The following is a 17,588-nucleotide window of genomic DNA, read 5'->3' as shown; positions in this document are numbered from 1 at the left end:
GCATGCCGCCACGGCCGCTTTGGGTCGATAGCGGACTTCACTCCACAATTTCCGTATTCTTGCCGGGATCGAAGTCCAGCCGACCGGGCATCGTCGATCGCGGTGTCGCCATCAAGAATGCGCACCCGGCGGATATGCGGATGCAAGGTAATGCGAGGTTCAGCGCGTTGATCGGCCATCGGCAGTTCCATTGCTATCGGCTGATTCATCAGCGTAGGGCGATAAAGACAGAATGTCAGTGCTCAGTGACAATTTTTCTTAGGTCAATTCGTCTAGTCCGCCTTCTCCAGATCACAGCGCACTCGACCCCACCGAACTATCAAGCGCTTGGCGCCTGCGCCCCTGCCCGCCATGATGGTGGCGTTTATCAGCTGCGGGAGATTCAAGGGATGAACCAGACACCACGCGCACCGGCGCCGCTGACGGCGCTCGGTGGCCGCAATATCCTCTTCGTGATGGCGGCTGAGCCTGAATACGGCCCGCATCTTCGGAAGCGTTTCACACCCTTCATGACCGGGGTGGGGCCGGTCGAGGCGGCGGTGGAGCTCACCGCGGCGCTGGCGGGACTCGAGGCGCGCGGGCGGCTGCCGGATCTGGTGGTGTCGCTGGGCTCGGCGGGCAGCCGGGCGCTGGAGCAGACCGAGGTCTACCAGGCGACCTCGGTGGCCTACCGCGACATGGACGCCTCGCCGCTCGGCTTCGCAACGGGCGTCACGCCCTTTCTCGACCTGCCGGCCACCCTGCCCCTGCCGCTGCGCATTCCCGGGATTCGCGAGGCAACGCTCTCGACTGGCGCCGATATCGTCTCGGGCGCGGCCTATGACGCCATCAAAGCCGACATGGTGGACATGGAGAGCTACGCCAGCCTGCGCGCCTGCACCCGCTTTTCGGTGCCGCTGGTGGTGCTGCGCGGCATCTCCGACGGCAAGGCGGAGCTGAACCATATCGACGACTGGACGGAGTACCTGCACGTCATCGACGAAAAGCTGGCCGGTGCCGTGGACCGTCTCGGTGCGGCGCTCGGCCAGGGGCTGGTGAAGCGCTGACGGATGGCCAAAGGGGCCATTGCCTGGTCCGGTTCGGCGTAGGCTGATGCCCCGCGCAACAGGCACTCGTATGGCATCTTCCATCTCGTTTCGCGGCACGGCGAAGGGCACGCCAAGGGGCCGGCTCCACTATAGTGATAAGGTTGGTCGACGCGTTTCGAGCCACCTCATCTTGGCCGCAAGGGGGCTCGGCTGGTAACGCTCTTGGGCCACTGCCCGATGCGGCTGGCCCGGCAACGCCGGGAGGAGAATCACATGCGTGCCATCCTGTGGGGTGGGGTGATCGTGGCGGGTCTGACGGCAGCGCCATTAATAGCAGCGCACTCGCTGCCGGACCAGGACGCGATCCAAAGCGACGAGGCGACAGCACTGATCGAATCGGTGCGCGCCGCCACGCGGCGCTTCGAGGACGTCAACGTGTCCCTGGCGGAGGGCTACGTGCCGGATCCCTCCGGGGAGTGCGTGACGGCGAAGGCCCATGGCTTGCCCGCCGAACTGGGTGCCATGGGCATCCACTACTTGCGCCCGGACCTGCTTGGCCTGACGGTCAGCGCGCCGCGGGTCGACGGCACCGGCACCCATACCGATTTCATGAACCCCGCCATCCTGCTCTATGAACCCCAGGAAGACGGCTCCCTGGTACTGGTTGGGGTCGAGAACCTGGTGTTCCGTAAGGCCTGGGAAACCGCGGGCAACGGCGGGCCGCCGGCCCTTGCCGGGCGCAGCTGGGACTATATGGTCGATGACCCGGCCACGACTACCGAGGAGGCCCACCACTTCCAGGCCCACTACGATCAACACCTGTGGTTTCGCGACAACCCCAACGGCAACCTCGAGCCGTTCAACCCGACGGTGACCTGCCAGCACCGCAAGGCATGACACCCTGCGGCCGGGCCTTGAAACCCGGCCGCTTCGCGCAGGGTGCCAGCTGCCCTGACAAGGCAAGCCGCCACGTCGCGGTGAGATGGTTGGCGGTGAATGCCGCCCCGGCCGTGCCCTCAGCCACCCGACAGGTAAAGCGCCCCATGCTCACTCGCCGCGCCTTCATCCAGCTCGCCCTGGCAGGACTCGCCGTCCCCTTCGTGCCCTCGGCGCTCGCACAGCCCATCGCCACGCTCGACCGGGCCCTGGCGGCGCTCGACCAGCTGAACTCGATCCAGGTTCAGCTCGGCGACGAGGTGATCGTGGCGGAAGCCCCGAGAGGCCCCGGCCTGGAGCGGCTGGCAAACATCAAGTCCTGCTCGAAGAGCGTGGTGGCGCTGCTGCTGGGGACCTGCATCGCCAGGGGCGAGATTCCCTCGGTCACCAGCCGCCTGGTCGAGGTATCGCCCTCGATCGTGCCCCCGGAGGCCACAGAGGGCGTGGACGAGGTGACGATGGAGGACCTGGTGACGCTGCAGGCGGGGCTCGAAAGCACCTCGGGGGAACGCTACGGCGCCTGGGTGGCGTCGCCGAACTGGGTGGCCGATGCCCTGACCCGGCCCATGGTGGCCGATCCCGGTGGCCGCATGATCTATTCCACCGGCACGACTCACGTGCTGGGCGCCGCCCTGGCCGAGGCCTCGGGGCAGAGCCTGCTGCGGCTCGCCCGACAGCGCCTGGGAGAGCCGCTGGGGTTCGAGGTGCCGCCCTGGGTGCGCGATCCACAGGGCTACTACCTCGGCGGCAACGAGATGGCGCTGACGCCCCGCGCGATGCTCTCGCTGGCGCTGCTGATGCGGGATGCCGGCCGCTTCGCCGGCCAGCAGGTGATCCCCGCCGACTGGATCCGCGCCTCCATTGTGCCCAGGGGGCGCTCACCCTATTCGGGCATGGGGTATGGCTACGGCTGGTTCATCAGCGATAGCGGCTTCGTGCTGGCACGCGGCTATGGGGGGCAGATCATCGCGGCACACTCAGAGCTCGACCTGGCCGTCGCGATCACCTCGGATCCGAACCGCCCCGCCCGCTCGGAGGGCTACTTCGGTGACCTCATGGGGCTGCTCGAGGGTCCGATAAGGCAGTTGGCGAACCAGTGACCGGGAGCATCGAGTCATGCAGCCCGTCGAGACCAATGCTCTGCCACGAGTCAGGAGTGGTCACGGCCACGCCGGGTCACCAGCGGTCATTCACTGACGCCCTGGTAAAACACCACCCTTCCCTCGATGTCCTTCAACTCCTCCAGCGGCTTTTCATAACTCCACGCTACATCCTGGTGTTCACCAAAGGAGTAGTAGCTAGCATCGCCCTTGAACGGGCAGTGGGTCACGGTCTTGGACGGGGTCAGCAGGTCCATCCGCACGTCGCCGCGGGGGATATACTGGCGAGGTGGGTAACCGCGTTCACGGAGTTCGATGGCGCGGGTGGTGTCGGCGAGTTGAGTGCCGTCGAGGACGACCTGCACGCGGCGCGCGTGCGGGTGCAGCGTAATGCGGGGCTCTGAGGCGTGCGTTGCCATAGTGCGATCCCTTGCGTCATGGACGGTGTCGTTATGCTGTTGTGAGATTCAGCCTAGCAGCAGAGAATGATTCGTCGCGTGCAGAGGGACAACGAACCGGCATGGAATGATCTTGCCGGAAGGCGATCGGCCCCCGAGGCGAACAGACCTATTCGGTATCGAGATTCACAGCGCGAGGCTCGGTCGCCGCGCTGAAGAACTGCACAGTGTTGCGGCCGGCGTGCTTGGCGGCATAGAGCGCCTGGTCGGCTTGGGCCATCAGCTGTTCCGGCGACTGGAAGGCGTCATCGTCCTGGCGGGCGACCCCAAGGCTGATCGACATCGTTACCCTCAATGGCTGGTCGTCGTCGGGCATTTCCACCAGGAAAGGGTCGGCGTCGACGCTGCGACGCAGGCGCTCGGCCAGCGCCATGGCCTGCTCATCGCGCATGCCGCCGACGAGGATGGCAAACTCCTCGCCGCCCAGGCGCACCAGCCCATCACCGGGGCGAAGCTCGTGGCGCAGTCGCTCCACCATCGTTCGCAGCAGTACATCGCCGACCAGGTGCCCATGGGTGTCGTTGATCTGCTTGAAGTGATCGATATCGAGCAGGATGACGTGGCCGGGTTCCATGGCCGCGCCGAGCGTCTCGAGGTGCCGCGTCATGCCGCGCCGGTTGAGGGCACCGGTCAGGGCGTCGAGTTGCGAGGCGGCGAGCGCCTGCTGCTCCCCCTGCTTGCGCCGGCTGATATCAAGCAGCAGGCCGGCGACAGCGACCGGCCGGCCCGCCTCGTTGTGCTGAATCTCGCCGATGATCTCGTGCCAGATCCATGACGGGCCGGCCAGCCTCACCCGCGCGTCGAGGCGGAACTGGGTGGATTCGGCCGCGCCCCGAAGCCCCCTCAAGCGCGCCCGAAGTGCAGCGCGATCGTCGGGATGCAGGCGGGCGAGCAGGCGTCGCAGGGACACCCGCGGATAGGTCTCAGGGTAGCCCAGCGCCGTCTTGAGCGCCTGGGAGCACCATACCCGCCCATTGCGAAGCGTGACCTCCCAGACGCCACAGTCGGCCACCTTGTGGAAGAGCTCGATCTGACGGGAGCGATGGCTCAGCTGGTAGCGGTAGACGGCCGCCGCGATCAGCTGGCCGGCGGCCTCGAGCAGGTCGAGGCCCGGCCCGCGCCAGCTGACGGGGCGCTCGCAATCATCGATGCCGAGGGTGCCCCACCACTGGCCGTTGACGAAAATGGGCACCGTGGCCATGGACTCGATCGCCTGGCCCTCGAGATCACTGCGCAGCGGACCCGGCGGCATGACGGGAATACAGAAGTCGTGGGACATCCCCGCCTGGCGCTCCTCGACCAGACGACAATAGATCGGGTCCTTCAGCGGCGAGGAGAAGAAGCGAAACCGCTTCTGGTTGAGCTGTCGATAGCCTTCCGACGAGGCCCATTCGAAGACGTAGTCCTGAACCACGGCATCGGGCTGCACCTCCATGAGCTGGAAGATCCAGACCCGACTCGCCCCGGTGACGGGACCGATCTCGGCCAGCAGGCGGTCGACGCCCTCTGCCCAATGGTCGGCGCTCATCAGGGTTCTGCCACCTCGGCTCAGCGCCGCCAGGCAGTCCGCGGTATCGATTGGAGCGGGGTCGGGCGCGGCCAGCTCCGGGGGGCGCGCAGGTTGGCCTGACAAAATGTAAGCATCCTGTAAAACAGGGAATGCTGGCCAGCATCGCCGATCCGGGCCAGGATGCCAAGCCTGCCTTTTCCGTCTACCGCGCCTACCGCATGACGGGGTCTTCCGCGTCTTTCATTCGAACAGCCCCCACCCCGTATGCCACCCTTGAAGTCGTGCCCCCGTCCGCTCGCGGACGGGCTATCCTCAAGCTTCCACGAACCGGAAAACGGACAGGAGTGCTTCATGAGCAACAGGGATGCCTACGAGCAGAAGCTGCAAGCCAAGCTGGATGAGCTGCAGGCCGAGGTAGACAAGCTGAAGGCCAAGGCGGATTCCGCCGAAGCCGACGCGCGTATCGAGCGGGAGAAGGAGATCGATGAACTCGAGGCGAAGCGCGAGCAGATGCGCCAGAAGCTCGAGGAACTGCGCCACTCCAGCGACGACGCCTGGGACGACATCAAGGCTGGGGCAGAGCGCGCCTGGGACTCCCTGAGCGAATCGCTCAAGTCAGCCCGCTCGCGCTTCAAGTAATCTACCTGCGCCCCTGTCGGCCGTTACCAGGCCGCGGGGGGCGCCCCTTGCCGGCTCAGCCCTGCGCCAGCGCGCGACGCACCGCCTGCTCGGCATGGATGGCGGTGGTATCGAAGAGCGGAATCTCGGTATCCCCCGCCTGGATCAGCAGCCCGATCTCGGTACAGCCCAGGATCACCCCCTGGGCACCCTGACCCGCCAGGACCTCCACCACCTCGAGATAGGCGGTTTTCGAGGCCGGTGTGGTCACGCCCTGGCAGAGCTCCCGAAAGATGATGTCGTGTATAACCTCGCGCTGCGTCTCATCGGGAATCAGCACCTCGATACCGTGCGCCTCCAGCCTCTCGCGGTAGAACGCCTGCTCCATGGTGAAGCGGGTGCCCAGCAGCCCCACGCGGTGCACACCCTCGGCGATCAACGCCTCAGCCGTGGCGTCGGCGATGTGCAGCAGGGGCACCGCGACGGCGCGCTCGATATACGGTGCGACCTTGTGCATGGTGTTGGTGCAGAGCATCAGGAAGTCCACCCCGGCGACCTCGAGCGAGTGGGCGGCCGAGCCAAGTATCTCGCCGGCCGCCACCCAGTCGCCGCTCTGCTGCAGGGCCTCGATCTCGGCGAAGTCGACGCTGTAGAGCACCAGCCGGGCCGAGTGCAGGCCGCCCAGCCGCGCTCTCACCTGTTGATTGATCAGGCGGTAATAGGTCTGGGTCGACTCCCAGCTCATGCCGCCAATCAGCCCGATGGTCTGCATGGCATGCTCTCCCTCGCCGTGTGCCTTGTGCCAGCTTGCCTCGCCGCGAGCGGGATGTCATCGTCCCAGCAGCATCCACCCACCCTGGGAGCCAATGCCTTGTACATCGCCATGAACCGTTTTCAGGTCAATCCCGAAAGACGGGAAGAGTTCGAGCAGATCTGGCTGGAGCGGGAAACCCATCTGCAGGGCCTGCCCGGTTTCGTCGAATTCCACATGCTGCGTGGCCCCGAGAAAGAGGACCACGTGCTCTACGCCTCGCACACCATCTGGCGTTCGCGCGAGGACTTCGAGGCCTGGACGCACTCCGAGGCGTTTCGTGCCGCGCACGCCAACGCCGGCCAGAGCCGTCGCGAGGGGCTCTACCTGGGCCCGCCGACGTTCGAGGGGTTCGAGGTCATCCAGACCATCGGCAACGAGAGCGGCGACTGACTCCGCGCGGAGGTTCGTCGCGAGGCATGGCTCATGTTGCCTTTCTCCACGGGCCGGCCTCACTCTCCGCCGCCGAAATCGGCGATAATGCCGGCATGAGCTATCGTATCCGCACCGAATCGATCCTTCCGCACCGGGCCACCGAGCCCGGCGACTCCGTGCTGCCCTCGGCCGCCGCCGCATACCGGGGGCCGTTGCCGACATGACGCCTGCATCACTCGCCCTTCAGGACCGGTTGCTGCCCGGCGTCTCCCGGACGTTCGCCCTGACCATTCCGCAGCTGCCGGTAGCGCTGCGCCCGGCGATCACCAATGCCTATCTGCTGTGCCGCATTGCCGATACGGTGGAAGACAGCACCGAGATGCCGGCCGACGACAAGGATGCCCACTACCGGCGTCTGCTCGCCGGGCTGAATGACGCCAGCGCGGCCCGCGACTTCTCCGACGCGCTGCTCGGCACCGGACTGGTGCAATCTCCCCTGGAGCAGGAACTGATCGCCCAGACGCCCGGCGTGCTGGAGGCCTTCGGTGAACTGCCGGCCGCACAGCAGGCGGCCCTGCGCGACTGCGTTACCACCATGTGCCATGGCATGGCCGAGTTCGAGCGCATGAAGAACCCGCATGGCCTGGCCGATGGCGGCTGCCTGCGAGACTACTGCTACGTGGTGGCCGGTTGCGTCGGCGAGATGCTGACCCGCCTGTTCGCCGAGAGTCATCCGTGCATTCGCGACCAGCAGGAGGCGCTGCAGCGGCTGTCGGTGGCCTTCGGTCAGGGGCTGCAGATGACCAACATCCTCAAGGACGTCTGGGATGACCGCCAGCGCGGCATCTGCTGGTTACCGCGGGATCTGTTCGCGGCGCACGGCGTCGACCTGGTGCAAACCGATGACTGGCAGGATCAGGCGGGATATCGCGAGGGCATCCGCTTTCTGGTGGGGGTCGCCCATTATCACCTGCGGCAAGCACAGGAGTACACGCTGCGCATTCCGGCCTCCGAGGTCGGCATTCGGCGCTTCTGCAGCTGGTCGATCGGCATGGCGCTCTCGACGCTGCGCAAGATCGCCGAGCATCCGGGCTACACCGCCAGCGAGCAGGTCAAGATCTCGCGCCGACACCTGCGCCTGATCGTCGCCACGAACAATCTTGCGGTCGGCAACGATACGCTGCTGCGCGGCGTCTTTCGGCTCGGCGGCTATCGGCTGCCAAATGTCCAGGCAGAGGAGATCGGGCAACTGCTGGCGGTGCGGGTCACGGGGGATGGCCACCCATGACCCCATGACCCTGAGGGTACGTTGGTGCGGGGCGCGTATCAGCCGGCTGGCCGGTCGGCGCCAGGCGAAAACTCAGGTCGAGACGGGGCGCCCGAGATAGGCCGCGATAGCGTCCTTCAGCGCGAGGCGCCTCTTGCGAGCGTCTTCTTCGATGTGGGTCGCAACCGGCTCGACTTCCGTTTCCATGCGATGAATTTCCCGATTCACCTCCTGGTACTCATCGGCCAGCTTGGCGAAATGGGCGTCGGACTCCTTGAGGTCGTGAATGCGCTCGGCATGATCGGGAAATTCTTCGGCAAGTTGGTGCGGCGTGTGGCTCATGGTAACTCCAGAATTGAGGGTCGTGGCTTTGCAAGTGGCTAGGCGAATCGAAATAGACCCTACCAGTAAGCGCGACCGATCGGCCAGTCTGCCACCGCGACCAGCGGTGCCCGGCAGGAACGTCGCTTGACCGACAGGTCCGCCCGGTAGTGTGATGTCAGCTGGCGTCCCCCGTGCCAGTTCCCGAATTCCGCTCCCGCCAAGAGGCCCTCATGCGAAAGATCCTGCTTGTCGATAATGGCTCCCTGCGCCCCCAGGCCACGCTCAACCTGCGACGTCTGGCCCAGGCGCTGAGCCAGACCACCGGCCACGACGTCGAAGCCGCCTCGCTGCTGCACTCCTACAAGATTCCTGCGGAAGACCTGGAAGGCCGCAAGGCGGTGTCGCTGGGCCCGCTGGCCGAGCAGCTGGCGGCACAGGGCGCCACCGAGCTGGTCATCCTGCCGTTCTTCTTCGGCCCCAGCCAGGCCCTGACCCGCTACCTGCCCGAACGGCTGGCCGAGGTGCAGGCCCGCTATCCGGGGCTGGCCATCAAGGTGGCGCTGCCGCTGGTGGATAGCCGGACGCCCCCGGACCTGCGCCTGGCCCAGCTGCTGGCCGACAACGTGCGCGAGCAGATGGAGGGTCGCGGCCAGCCCAAGGTGGTGCTGGTCGACCACGGCAGCCCGATCCCAGAGGTCACGGCGGTGCGCAACTACCTGGCCGGGCAGCTCAGCGTGCTGCTCAGCGAGGAGGCCAGCTGCGTGACCTTTGCCTCCATGGAGCGTCGCGAAGGCGAGGCCTACCGCTTCAACGAGCCGCTGCTGGAAGACCTGCTGGCCTCACCGACCCTGGCCGGCAGCGAGGTCATCCTGGCCATGCTGTTTCTCTCCCCGGGGCGCCACGCCGGCGAGGGCGGCGACATTGCGGAGATCTGCGCGCAGGCGATGGCACAATCGCCCGGCCTCAACGTCACCACGACGCGCCTGGCCGGCGAGCACGATGGCATCCTCGAGGTGCTCACCACCCGTCTCTCCGAGGGTCTGGTTGGCGCGCCGCTGCTGCTGGCGCTACCGGCGAGCGACTGAGACCCGCCTCTGGGCGTTAGCGAGCATCACCGGGGTCGCGCAATGGGGGAGACAGGGCAGCACCGTTTCGACAGCGAGCTCAAGGAGGCGCCATGCAGGAAAACCGCAGAAAATCGCTCAACCCCGTGCTGGAGCGCGCTCACCTGGTGTGGGACCTGCTGGTCATCGCGCTGGTGGTCGCCAATCTGACGCTGCTGCTGTTCGACAGCCTCTTCCTGCTGGAACCGCTGAATGTCGCCTTCGAGGCCACGGCCCCCGCCCTGCACGACGCCTATGGCCGGGTCATTCGTGCCAACTTCATCACTATCGACCTGGCCTTCGTGGCCGTTTTCCTGCTCGACGTGCTGCTGGGCTGGGCGGTGGCCATCGCCGAGCGTCGCTATCACCGCTGGTTCTTCTACCCCTTCGTGCACTGGTACGACGTGCTTGGCTGCATTCCGGTGGGCGGCTTTCGGCTGCTGCGCATCCTGCGCGTCATCTCGCTGTTGCATCGCCTCCAGCGGCTGGGCCTGATCGACGTTCGCCGCTGGTACCTCTACAGCGTGGTCGTCAAGTATTATGAGATCCTGATGGAGGAGCTCACCGACCGCATCGCCGTTCGCCTGATCGACAACGTGCAGTCCCAGATTCGCTCCAGCGACGGGCTTTCCGGGCAGATGGTGGAGCGAGTCATGCGCCCCCGCCAGCAGGCGCTGATCCACGAGATCAGCCAGCGGCTGGAGGCCATGGCCGGCAGCGCCTACGCCCACAACCGAGACGACACCCTGCGCTACGTGCGGGGCCTGGTCGGGCGCACCCTGGCGGAGAGTCCGGAGATTCGCCGACTGTCGCGACTGCCGCTCGGCGGCCAGCTGAGCCGCGGGCTCGAGGCCTCGCTCTCCGACCTGGCGTGCCGGCTGGTCAATGAGGCGCTGGCGGGCCTGCAGTCGGCGGAGTTCTCCGCGCTCGTGGAGCACCTGACCGAGAGCGGCTTTGAGGCCTGGCTGCGCACCGACCCACATACCGAACAGGTCAGCGAGCAGGTGATGGTGGACATGCTGGAGCTGCTCAAGGAGCAGATAGCGGTCAAGGACTGGAAGCAAAAGTACGCCTGATGCCCGCGCCGGCCGCGAGCGACTGAGCCGGCCACGGGTTCCGCGCCGCCAGACGGGGATCACGGAGGGTCATTCGGAGCGCTACACTTCAGTCGCCAGCCGCCATTATCGTCGCCCTTGAACGTGGCACTTGATCACGCCGTGCCCCACCGCCATTGCCGTGAGAATTCGCCATGTCACGACTCCCCCCCCTGATCGCCCTCTCCTATTTCGAGGTTGCCGCGCGAACCAGGAGCTTCGCTGCGGCCGCCAAGGAGCTCAATGTCACGCCGGCGGCGATCAGCCACCAGATCAAGTCGCTTGAGGAGTATCTCGGCGTCGATCTGTTCGTCCGCCACCACCGGCAGGTCAGCCTGACGCCGGCCGCGCGCATGGCCCTACCTGAGCTGCAGGAGGGGTTTCATGCACTGGGTCGTGCGGTTGACCAGATCCGCGCCTATGGCGAAGAGCGCCTGATCGTCACCGTGTGCGCCGAGCCCCTGTTCGCGACCAAATGGATCGTGCCACGCCTGCACCGTTTCTACGCCCGATGCCCGGAGGCCGAAGTGCGGCTGCAGGCGAGCCTGCATACGGTGGACCGCGTCCGTGATAGCGCCTTCGGTGTGACCGACCTCAAGCGCGCGGGCATCGACGTTTCCGTGCGACTTGGCTACGGCAACTACGCGGACCTGGCGCCCCAGCGGCTGATGAATCTGGATCTGGTGCCCATCGGCGCACCGGAACTGGCCGCCACCGTGGTGGATATCGACGCACTGCGCGGGCTGTCGTTGCTGTGTGACAGCACCCTCACCCGCGTCAACGAGCCCTACGGTTGGAAAGAATGGTTCAAGCAACAGGGATGTGACATCGGAACGCTGCGGGAGCTGCGATTTGGCAACGGGCTGCTGGCGCTAGAGGCGGCCATCGCCGGCCAGGGTGTGCTGCTCGGCAGCCGGAATCTCCACCAGGCGGAGCTGTGTGCCGGAAAGTTGTCGGTGTTGGCCGATCGTCCCCTGAACTCCGACCAGGCGTACTACGTGGTCAGTGCGGGGGAAGGCCTGGAGCGACCGATCGCCAGACAGTTTCGTGAATGGTTGCTGGATGAAGCCAATATCCCCTCGCCCGGCCTAGCCGGTGACGCCGCGCCGGCTTAGCGAGGGGTAGGCCGGCACCGTCCCGGTGCCGGTATCGCGGTCCATCAAATTAGAGCGGCACGGCTTCCGGGGATTCGGGGTTGAGCGCTTTCGGGTCGTCGCGCCCGGGGTACCAGGGCACGCGGCCGTCGAGCACCCCCGTCGCCTCGATGATCTCCGCCACGCTGCGCTCCTGGCGATAGGCCATGATGTGAGCGCCGCTGACGCCGGGAATGTCGCGGATTTCGTGAAGCAGATCCATGCACAGTCGCTTGCCCTCCTCCTTCTGGTTCTCGGCCCCCTCGAGCCGCGAGATCACCGCGTCAGGGATATGCACCCCGGGGACATTCTCGCGGATCCAGCGGGCGCTGCGGGCCGAGGCCAGCGGCCCGATCCCGGGCAGAATGAAGACCCGGTCGGGGCCTTCCAGCAGACCGAGGTCATTCACCTTGAGCATGAATTCGCGCAGCCGCTCGATATCGAAGCAGTACTGGGTCTGGATGAACTGCGCGCCTGCTGCCACCTTCTTGGCCAGCCGATGTGGTCGCCAGTCCAGCGGCGGCACGAAGGGATTCTCGGCCGCGCCAAGGAAAATCCGCGGGGGCATCTCGATGCGCCGCCCGCTATCGAATCGCTGCTCGTCGCGCATCCGCCGGGCAATCTCGAGCAGCGACATGGAGTCGAGGTCGAACACCGGCTTGGCCTGGGGATGATCGCCGGCCTGCACACCGTCACCGGTCAGACACAGCAGGTTGCAGGCGCCCATGGCCGCCCCACCGAGGATCTCGCCCTGAATGGCGATGCGGTTACGGTCGCGGCACGATATCTGCAGGATGGTGGCGTAGCCAACCCGGGTCAGCAGCGAGCAGACGCTGACGCTGGACATATGACAGTTGGCGCCAGAGCCATCCGTGGCATTGATGGCATCGACGTAGCCATCGAAGATGGCGGCACGCTTGAGCACCTCTGCCGGGTCGGCAGAGTCCGGCGGGTCGATCTCGCTGGTGATCGCGAACTTGCCTGCCCGCAGCACCCGCTCCAGCCGCCCGGGGGAAACATGGCCTGGCAGGATCGGCAGGGAGTAGCCCGGCACGGGCTCGTCATCGAACTTCATTTTGTTGTCTCGCTATTGTCGGTTGAAGAGGAAGACCCGTTCTGCTGACGAACCTCACGAAGCCAGGCAGACGTTCCCGTGAGCCGATAGTCGACCGGCAACTGGACAGCGTCGATGCGATCGCCATGCTTCATGCGACGACTGCCTTCCCAGGCATCGACCCAGACACACATCATGTCCGGCTTCACTTCACAGTGCCCATTGGCACGCACCCCGCCGCAGGGGCCGTTGCGCAGTGACTTGGGGCAGTTCATGGGACACGACATGCCGGTGGAAGAGAGGATGCACTGACCGCACATCTGGCAATCGAACAGCGCTCCCTTGACGGCCTTTTCCACAACCTTCACCGGCGCCTCGACGCGCTCGTGACCCAATCGCCGCCACACCGGGTCGAGCTTGACCAGCAACGGCTCGAAGCGTCGGTAGATCATCTCGAAGACGTTGGAATGGCGAACCACCCAGCGACGCATCCTGTACATGACATTTTCCTTCTTCGTCGAGGGGTAGTGGCCTCACTGCGCCAGCGCCGCTGCGTCAACTGCCTATTCCTGGATCTACTCAGTCTGAGGCGCCGGTCTCGAGCCGCTGGCGCAGCTGGAACTTCTGGATCTTGCCCGTCGAGGAGGTTGGCAGCTGGCCAAAGATGATCTTCTTGGGAACCTTGAAGCGACTGATATTCTCCCGGCAGAAACGGATCAGAGCGTCTTCACTCAGCTCGCTGCCGGGACGCAGCTGGACAAAGGCGGCGGGCACTTCGCCCCACTTGGTATCCGCCATCGCCACCACCGCCACCTGTTCGACATCGCCGTGCCGTTGAATGATGTCCTCGACTTCCAGTGAGGAGATGTTTTCCCCACCGGAGATGATCACGTCCTTCAGCCGATCGCGAATCTTCAGGTAGCCGTCCGGTTCCACCACTGCCAGGTCACCGGAGTGGAACCAGCCGCCGGAAAAGGCCTCACGGGTGGCGGCATCGTTTCGCAGATAGCCCTTCATGACGATATTGCCTCGAAACATGATCTCGCCGACCGTCTGGCCGTCGGCAGGGACGGGCTCCATGGTGACCGAGTCGAGCACCGCAATGCTTTCTTGCAGAGGATACGTCACGCCCTGGCGTCCATTGAGCCGGACCCGCTCGTCCAGGGCAAGCTGGCCCCAGCTATCCTGTTTGACGCAAATCGAGGCGGGGCCATAGGTCTCCGTCAGCCCGTAAACGTGTGTAAGTTCAATGCCGATCTTTTCCATACGATGAAACACCGATGCCGGCGGCGCCGCACCGGCGATCAGCCCACAGACCTTGTGCTCGATCGGCTCCTGCGCGGCATCGGCAGCGTCGGCAATCATGGCGTGGACGATGGGAGCGCCACAGAAATGGCTCACCCCGTGCTGCCTGATCAACGTGAGGATGTGCTCGGGGTCGACGCGCCGCAGGCAAACGTTGGTCGCGCCAATCGCCGCCAGTGTCCACGGGAAGCACCAGCCGTTGCAGTGAAACATCGGCAGGGTCCACAGGTAGACCACGGAGGGGGGCAGGTTCCAGGCCAGAACATTGCTGGTCGCGTTCAGGTAGGCGCCACGATGGTGAGTGACAACCCCCTTGGGGTTGCCGGTGGTGCCCGATGTATAGCCCAGCGCAATCGCATCCCACTCGTCGGCCGGTAACTGCCAGTCGTCCCACGCCGGTTGATCGGCCAGCAGCGTCTCGTACTCCAGCTCGCCGATGGCGCGATCCATGGCCTGGCTCGGATCGGAGACATTGATCACCGTGGGCACCGGTCCTTCCAGGCGGGCCAGGGCCTTTTCGACCACCTCAACGTACTCAGGGTCAACCAACAGCAGACGCGAGCGGCTATGGTCCAGGATAAAGGCCACCGCCTCCGGATCCAGGCGGATGTTGATCGCATTCAACACGGCTCCCACCATGGGCACGCCGAAGTGGGCTTCATACATGGCCGGGACATTCGGCAACATGACGGCCACCGTATCGCCCTTGGTGATGCCGAAATGCTTCAGCAGGGAGGCCAGACGACAACAGCGAGTATAGGTCTGGTGCCAGCTGTAACGCCTCTCGTCGTAGATCAACGCCGTCCGGTCGGGATATACGGCAGCCGCGCGTCTGATAAAGCTCAAGGGTGACAGCGGGACATAATTGGCCGCTGTTTTCTCGAGAGCATCATTGTAATGGCAGATTTCACTCACGGTCTTACCCCTTATTGTTTTAAGGAAGGGTTCATAACCCGGCCTTACGATCGGAACGACGAACGTGCCGAGCCACTGGCTGTTCGGCTTTCACCACCCCTGACACCTGCCATGACGCCATGGGACACGCGGCCTGGACGGCACTGGATGCACACGACGCAAACAGTGGCGTTAGCGACCTGGCTGTGCCCAATGGGCTTTACGTTTGGCAAGAAAGGCATCGATCCCCTCGCTTGCATCAGGGCTCATCATATTGTCGGCCATCACGTTGCCGGCAAAATCATAGGCATCGGCCAACGCCATCTGACGCTGGGGATGGAACATGGACTTGCCGAAACGCACCGCCGTCGGACTCTTGCTCAGGATCGTTTCCACCTTATCGGCCACGGCAGTCTGCAGATCGGCATCAGCGAATACGCTACTCGCCAGCCCCCACTGCAATGCCGTATCCGCATCGATAAATTCGCCTGTCACCAGCATGTCAAACGCCCGCTTGGGAGAAACGCTGCGTGACAGCGCCACCGCAGGGGTGGAGCAGAACAAGCCCACGTTGATGCCCGACACCCCGAAGCTGGCCGATCGGGCAGCGATAACGAGGTCGCAGCTGGCCGCCAACTGACAGCCCGCCGCCACGGCCATACCGTGAACCTGCGCGATGACCGGCACCGGCAGCGCGACGACGCTTTTCATCACCCGGCTGCAGTTGCGAAAAAGTTCCTGGTAATAGGAATGGTCCGGATTGGCACGCATCTCCTTCAGATCATGTCCGGCACAAAATCCCCGTCCCTTGCCGCTGATTACCACACAGCGGACCGCCGGATCGGCAGCAATCGCATCCAACTCCTTCTGCAACACAGCCAGCATGGCTTCGGAGAGGGTGTTGAATTTATCCGGACGATTCAACGTGAGATAGACAGCCCCTGCCTTATCATCCCTGAGAAGAATGTCTTCTGAAGATTGACTGTGATTCATAAAACAACTCCCGCCATAGCTGGCTGATTAAATAGCACTGATCGTCACGGTGGCGGTGATCGAGTTACGGATAAAACAGTTCTTATGGGCACCGGCGTGAATCCTGGATATCGCTTCCTGGTCCGGAACCTTATCACCACCGAAGGTGATGCGGGGTGACAGCTCAATACGTGTCACCTCCATCCCCTTTTTATCGTTGCGCTCGAGATAGCCGACTGGGTTGTCGTCATAGGATTCGACCTGATACCCCTGAAAATCGGCAATGGCCAGGAAAAAAAGCATATGGCAGCTGGACACCGCGCTGACCAGCATTTGCTCCGGGTCGGCGCAGCTGGCATCGCCCTTGAATTCAACCGACGCGGAAGCATTGACTTGCTGGCCACCATTTAACGACACAGAATGATTACGCGAGTAGGTGCTTGCATCGGTTTCGTGCGGATTGCGTTGCCATTGAATGGCGGACTGATGGACTGACATAGCGAGCCTTCCTGTCTGCGAATCCTTGAATCGTATGTGATCCGGGAAACGCCTGGAAAGCGACGATTTCTAAGCAGTAGGATTAGCCCAGCTAACGCAAGAGCTTGCCACCCTGCAAGGGCGGCAACTGTGCGCATCTTCACCCTGCGCCAGGTGCGGTCCGGCCCGGAAGACGATCACCCTTGGATTAGAAAAAATAACCCGAACACTTAGAATCTATCGCTTTACCGCTAGACAGGCCGTGGATAGCCTGCCCTGGGCTGAGGGCATTGACTCTGTCTCACTTGAAAAACGCCGCACGCTTTTGAACAGCACTTCACTGGCCGACAATTACTTGGTCGAGGGTCGAAACCAATTGTGACGCTCCTCAACCGCCAAATGACGACTTGAACAGCAAAACACCTTCTACGATGAGGCGCCGCATGAGCGAACCTGCCATGAAAACCATGAATGTTGAATACGCGATCATCGGCGCCGGCACCGCCGGGCTGGGCGCCTACTCCAAGATCAGCCGCCAGACCGACAGCTTGGTGATGATTCAGGACGGCCCCTACGGTACCACCTGTGCACGCGTCGGCTGTATGCCCAGCAAGCTGATGATCACCGCGGCCGATTACGCACACCACCTAACGACCAGCGAGTTTTTCGGGGTGACGGCGACGGGTCGCGTGGATGGCCGCAAGGTGTTCGAACGATTGCGCCGAGAGCGGGATAACCGATTTGTCGCCAACAATCTCCGCTACGTCGACAAGATTCCGGCCCACCACAAGCTTGAGGGGCGCGCCCGGTTTATCGGACCCGGTCGCCTCAGGGTGGATGAATCAGTCGAGGTCAATGCCAAGAGGTTCATTCTCGCCTGCGGCTCCAGACCTGCGATCAGCAAGGTGTTCGAGCCCGTCATGGCCCGCGTTCTCACCAGCGATACGGTCTTCGAGCTGGAAGACTTGCCCCGCTCGGTAGCCGTGATCGGTACGGGAGTGATTGCGCTGGAACTGGGGCAGGCCCTTCATCGACTAGGTTTTGTCCGAAAAGTCGAATCTGCTAATGTCGTCGATGCCGAAGCAGTATAGGTGACCCATGGCAGGACGCTACGAGATCTCCGACAACG

19 protein-coding genes are annotated in these 17,588 nt (G+C 64.2%); 10 read left to right on the top strand and 9 right to left on the bottom strand.

Annotation, left to right across the window (positions count from 1 at the left end; genetic code table 11):
- The first annotated feature begins 389 nt into the window (after positions 1-389).
- The 3 genes from FHR95_RS12850 (at position 390) to FHR95_RS12840 (ending at position 3,064) form a co-directional block, all read left to right on the top strand.
- Complete coding sequence (locus FHR95_RS12850) at positions 390-1,046, top strand: 5'-methylthioadenosine/S-adenosylhomocysteine nucleosidase (RefSeq protein ID WP_183314666.1); 657 nt, start codon at positions 390-392, stop codon at positions 1,044-1,046.
- Positions 1,047-1,301: 255 nt separating this feature from the next.
- Complete coding sequence (locus FHR95_RS12845; RefSeq protein WP_221199326.1) at positions 1,302-1,925, top strand: hypothetical protein; 624 nt, start codon at positions 1,302-1,304, stop codon at positions 1,923-1,925.
- 146 nt (positions 1,926-2,071) lie between these two features.
- Entirely contained in the window at positions 2,072-3,064 is a 993-nt protein-coding gene (locus FHR95_RS12840) for a serine hydrolase domain-containing protein (protein ID WP_183314665.1), read from the top strand.
- Positions 3,065-3,150: 86 nt separating this feature from the next.
- On the opposite strand, the gene FHR95_RS12835 is transcribed toward FHR95_RS12840, so the two are convergent.
- Together FHR95_RS12835 and FHR95_RS12830 are read right to left on the bottom strand one after the other, a co-directional pair.
- Entirely contained in the window at positions 3,151-3,483 is a 333-nt protein-coding gene (locus tag FHR95_RS12835; protein ID WP_183314664.1) for a DUF427 domain-containing protein, read from the bottom strand.
- Positions 3,484-3,631: 148 nt separating this feature from the next.
- The gene (locus FHR95_RS12830; RefSeq protein WP_183314663.1) at positions 3,632-5,050 is read right to left on the bottom strand and encodes a sensor domain-containing diguanylate cyclase; all 1,419 of its coding nucleotides are present in this window, start codon (positions 5,048-5,050) and stop codon (positions 3,632-3,634) included.
- Between the two features lie 333 nt (positions 5,051-5,383).
- Here FHR95_RS12830 and FHR95_RS12825 point away from each other — a divergent pair, with 333 nt between their 5' ends.
- Positions 5,384-5,671 (top strand): sll1863 family stress response protein, encoded by a 288-nt coding sequence (locus FHR95_RS12825; protein ID WP_040184255.1) that lies wholly within the window; start codon positions 5,384-5,386, stop codon positions 5,669-5,671.
- Positions 5,672-5,726: 55 nt separating this feature from the next.
- Here FHR95_RS12825 and FHR95_RS12820 read toward each other — a convergent pair whose 3' ends face one another.
- Positions 5,727-6,422: an aspartate/glutamate racemase family protein gene (locus FHR95_RS12820; protein ID WP_183314662.1), complete on the bottom strand. Its 696-nt coding sequence runs from the start codon at positions 6,420-6,422 to the stop codon at positions 5,727-5,729.
- A 99-nt stretch (positions 6,423-6,521) separates the two neighbouring features.
- Between FHR95_RS12820 and hmuQ the strand changes: the two genes are divergently transcribed.
- Complete coding sequence (gene hmuQ / locus FHR95_RS12815) at positions 6,522-6,854, top strand: heme-degrading protein HmuQ (protein WP_040184281.1); 333 nt, start codon at positions 6,522-6,524, stop codon at positions 6,852-6,854.
- Between the two features lie 202 nt (positions 6,855-7,056).
- A complete protein-coding gene (locus FHR95_RS12810; RefSeq protein WP_183314661.1) occupies positions 7,057-8,124 on the top strand; it encodes a phytoene/squalene synthase family protein in 1,068 nt (355 codons plus the stop codon).
- 72 nt (positions 8,125-8,196) lie between these two features.
- On the opposite strand, the gene FHR95_RS12805 is transcribed toward FHR95_RS12810, so the two are convergent.
- A complete protein-coding gene (locus FHR95_RS12805) occupies positions 8,197-8,445 on the bottom strand; it encodes an HP1242/YdcH family protein (protein WP_040184252.1) in 249 nt (82 codons plus the stop codon).
- A gap of 212 nt (positions 8,446-8,657) precedes the next feature.
- On the opposite strand from FHR95_RS12805, the gene FHR95_RS12800 reads away from it, so the two are divergent.
- The 3 genes from FHR95_RS12800 (at position 8,658) to FHR95_RS12790 (ending at position 11,739) form a co-directional block, all read left to right on the top strand.
- The gene (locus tag FHR95_RS12800; RefSeq protein ID WP_183314660.1) at positions 8,658-9,512 is read left to right on the top strand and encodes a sirohydrochlorin chelatase; all 855 of its coding nucleotides are present in this window, start codon (positions 8,658-8,660) and stop codon (positions 9,510-9,512) included.
- Between the two features lie 92 nt (positions 9,513-9,604).
- Complete coding sequence (locus FHR95_RS12795) at positions 9,605-10,606, top strand: ion transporter (RefSeq protein WP_183314659.1); 1,002 nt, start codon at positions 9,605-9,607, stop codon at positions 10,604-10,606.
- Positions 10,607-10,779: 173 nt separating this feature from the next.
- Positions 10,780-11,739 (top strand): LysR family transcriptional regulator, encoded by a 960-nt coding sequence (locus FHR95_RS12790; protein ID WP_183314658.1) that lies wholly within the window; start codon positions 10,780-10,782, stop codon positions 11,737-11,739.
- A 49-nt stretch (positions 11,740-11,788) separates the two neighbouring features.
- Here the strand turns inward: FHR95_RS12790 and FHR95_RS12785 are convergent, their stop codons facing one another.
- The 5 genes from FHR95_RS12785 to FHR95_RS12765 all read right to left on the bottom strand — a co-directional run bounded on the left by FHR95_RS12785 (position 11,789) and on the right by FHR95_RS12765 (position 16,480).
- Positions 11,789-12,832 carry a methylenetetrahydrofolate reductase gene (locus FHR95_RS12785; protein ID WP_040184245.1) on the bottom strand — a complete coding sequence of 348 codons (1,044 nt, stop codon included), beginning with the start codon at positions 12,830-12,832 and terminating at the stop codon, positions 11,789-11,791.
- Positions 12,829-13,311 carry a methylenetetrahydrofolate reductase C-terminal domain-containing protein gene (locus FHR95_RS12780; protein WP_040184244.1) on the bottom strand — a complete coding sequence of 161 codons (483 nt, stop codon included), beginning with the start codon at positions 13,309-13,311 and terminating at the stop codon, positions 12,829-12,831. The genes FHR95_RS12785 and FHR95_RS12780 overlap by 4 nt, the downstream gene beginning before the upstream one ends.
- A 79-nt stretch (positions 13,312-13,390) precedes the next feature.
- Positions 13,391-15,031, bottom strand: coding sequence for an AMP-binding protein (locus tag FHR95_RS12775; RefSeq protein ID WP_183314657.1), 1,641 nt, complete (start codon positions 15,029-15,031; stop codon positions 13,391-13,393).
- A 171-nt stretch (positions 15,032-15,202) separates the two neighbouring features.
- Positions 15,203-16,003 carry an enoyl-CoA hydratase gene (locus FHR95_RS12770; protein WP_183314656.1) on the bottom strand — a complete coding sequence of 267 codons (801 nt, stop codon included), beginning with the start codon at positions 16,001-16,003 and terminating at the stop codon, positions 15,203-15,205.
- A 27-nt stretch (positions 16,004-16,030) separates the two neighbouring features.
- Positions 16,031-16,480, bottom strand: a complete 450-nt coding sequence (locus FHR95_RS12765) for an OsmC family protein (RefSeq protein ID WP_183314655.1) — start codon at positions 16,478-16,480, stop codon at positions 16,031-16,033.
- 422 nt (positions 16,481-16,902) lie between these two features.
- Between FHR95_RS12765 and FHR95_RS12760 the strand changes: the two genes are divergently transcribed.
- Positions 16,903-17,550 carry an FAD-dependent oxidoreductase gene (locus FHR95_RS12760; RefSeq protein ID WP_183314654.1) on the top strand — a complete coding sequence of 216 codons (648 nt, stop codon included), beginning with the start codon at positions 16,903-16,905 and terminating at the stop codon, positions 17,548-17,550.
- Positions 17,551-17,588 lie beyond the last annotated feature (38 nt).

This window comes from Halomonas fontilapidosi, from assembly GCF_014192285.1.
GTDB lineage: Bacteria > Pseudomonadota > Gammaproteobacteria > Pseudomonadales > Halomonadaceae > Halomonas > Halomonas fontilapidosi.
The sequence above is the reverse complement of the archived record's forward strand: the minus strand, read 5'-3'. Positions and strand labels throughout refer to the sequence as shown.

Bases quoted from the DNA above. Each gene is read 5' to 3' on its own strand.
- FHR95_RS12795 (WP_183314659.1), top strand. From the start codon at position 9,605: ATGCAGGAAAACCGCAGAAAATCGCTCAACCCCGTGCTGGAGCGCGCT.
- FHR95_RS12780 (WP_040184244.1), bottom strand. From the start codon at position 13,311: ATGTACAGGATGCGTCGCTGGGTGGTTCGCCATTCCAACGTCTTCGAG.
- FHR95_RS12810 (WP_183314661.1), top strand. From the start codon at position 7,057: ATGACGCCTGCATCACTCGCCCTTCAGGACCGGTTGCTGCCCGGCGTC.
- FHR95_RS12840 (WP_183314665.1), top strand. From the start codon at position 2,072: ATGCTCACTCGCCGCGCCTTCATCCAGCTCGCCCTGGCAGGACTCGCC.
- FHR95_RS12820 (WP_183314662.1), bottom strand. From the start codon at position 6,422: ATGCAGACCATCGGGCTGATTGGCGGCATGAGCTGGGAGTCGACCCAG.
- FHR95_RS12800 (WP_183314660.1), top strand. From the start codon at position 8,658: ATGCGAAAGATCCTGCTTGTCGATAATGGCTCCCTGCGCCCCCAGGCC.
- FHR95_RS12830 (WP_183314663.1), bottom strand. From the start codon at position 5,050: ATGAGCGCCGACCATTGGGCAGAGGGCGTCGACCGCCTGCTGGCCGAG.
- FHR95_RS12850 (WP_183314666.1), top strand. From the start codon at position 390: ATGAACCAGACACCACGCGCACCGGCGCCGCTGACGGCGCTCGGTGGC.
- FHR95_RS12785 (WP_040184245.1), bottom strand. From the start codon at position 12,832: ATGAAGTTCGATGACGAGCCCGTGCCGGGCTACTCCCTGCCGATCCTG.
- FHR95_RS12825 (WP_040184255.1), top strand. From the start codon at position 5,384: ATGAGCAACAGGGATGCCTACGAGCAGAAGCTGCAAGCCAAGCTGGAT.
- FHR95_RS12765 (WP_183314655.1), bottom strand. From the start codon at position 16,480: ATGTCAGTCCATCAGTCCGCCATTCAATGGCAACGCAATCCGCACGAA.
- FHR95_RS12835 (WP_183314664.1), bottom strand. From the start codon at position 3,483: ATGGCAACGCACGCCTCAGAGCCCCGCATTACGCTGCACCCGCACGCG.
- FHR95_RS12770 (WP_183314656.1), bottom strand. From the start codon at position 16,003: ATGAATCACAGTCAATCTTCAGAAGACATTCTTCTCAGGGATGATAAG.
- FHR95_RS12845 (WP_221199326.1), top strand. From the start codon at position 1,302: ATGCGTGCCATCCTGTGGGGTGGGGTGATCGTGGCGGGTCTGACGGCA.
- FHR95_RS12790 (WP_183314658.1), top strand. From the start codon at position 10,780: ATGTCACGACTCCCCCCCCTGATCGCCCTCTCCTATTTCGAGGTTGCC.
- FHR95_RS12805 (WP_040184252.1), bottom strand. From the start codon at position 8,445: ATGAGCCACACGCCGCACCAACTTGCCGAAGAATTTCCCGATCATGCC.
- FHR95_RS12760 (WP_183314654.1), top strand. From the start codon at position 16,903: ATGAGCGAACCTGCCATGAAAACCATGAATGTTGAATACGCGATCATC.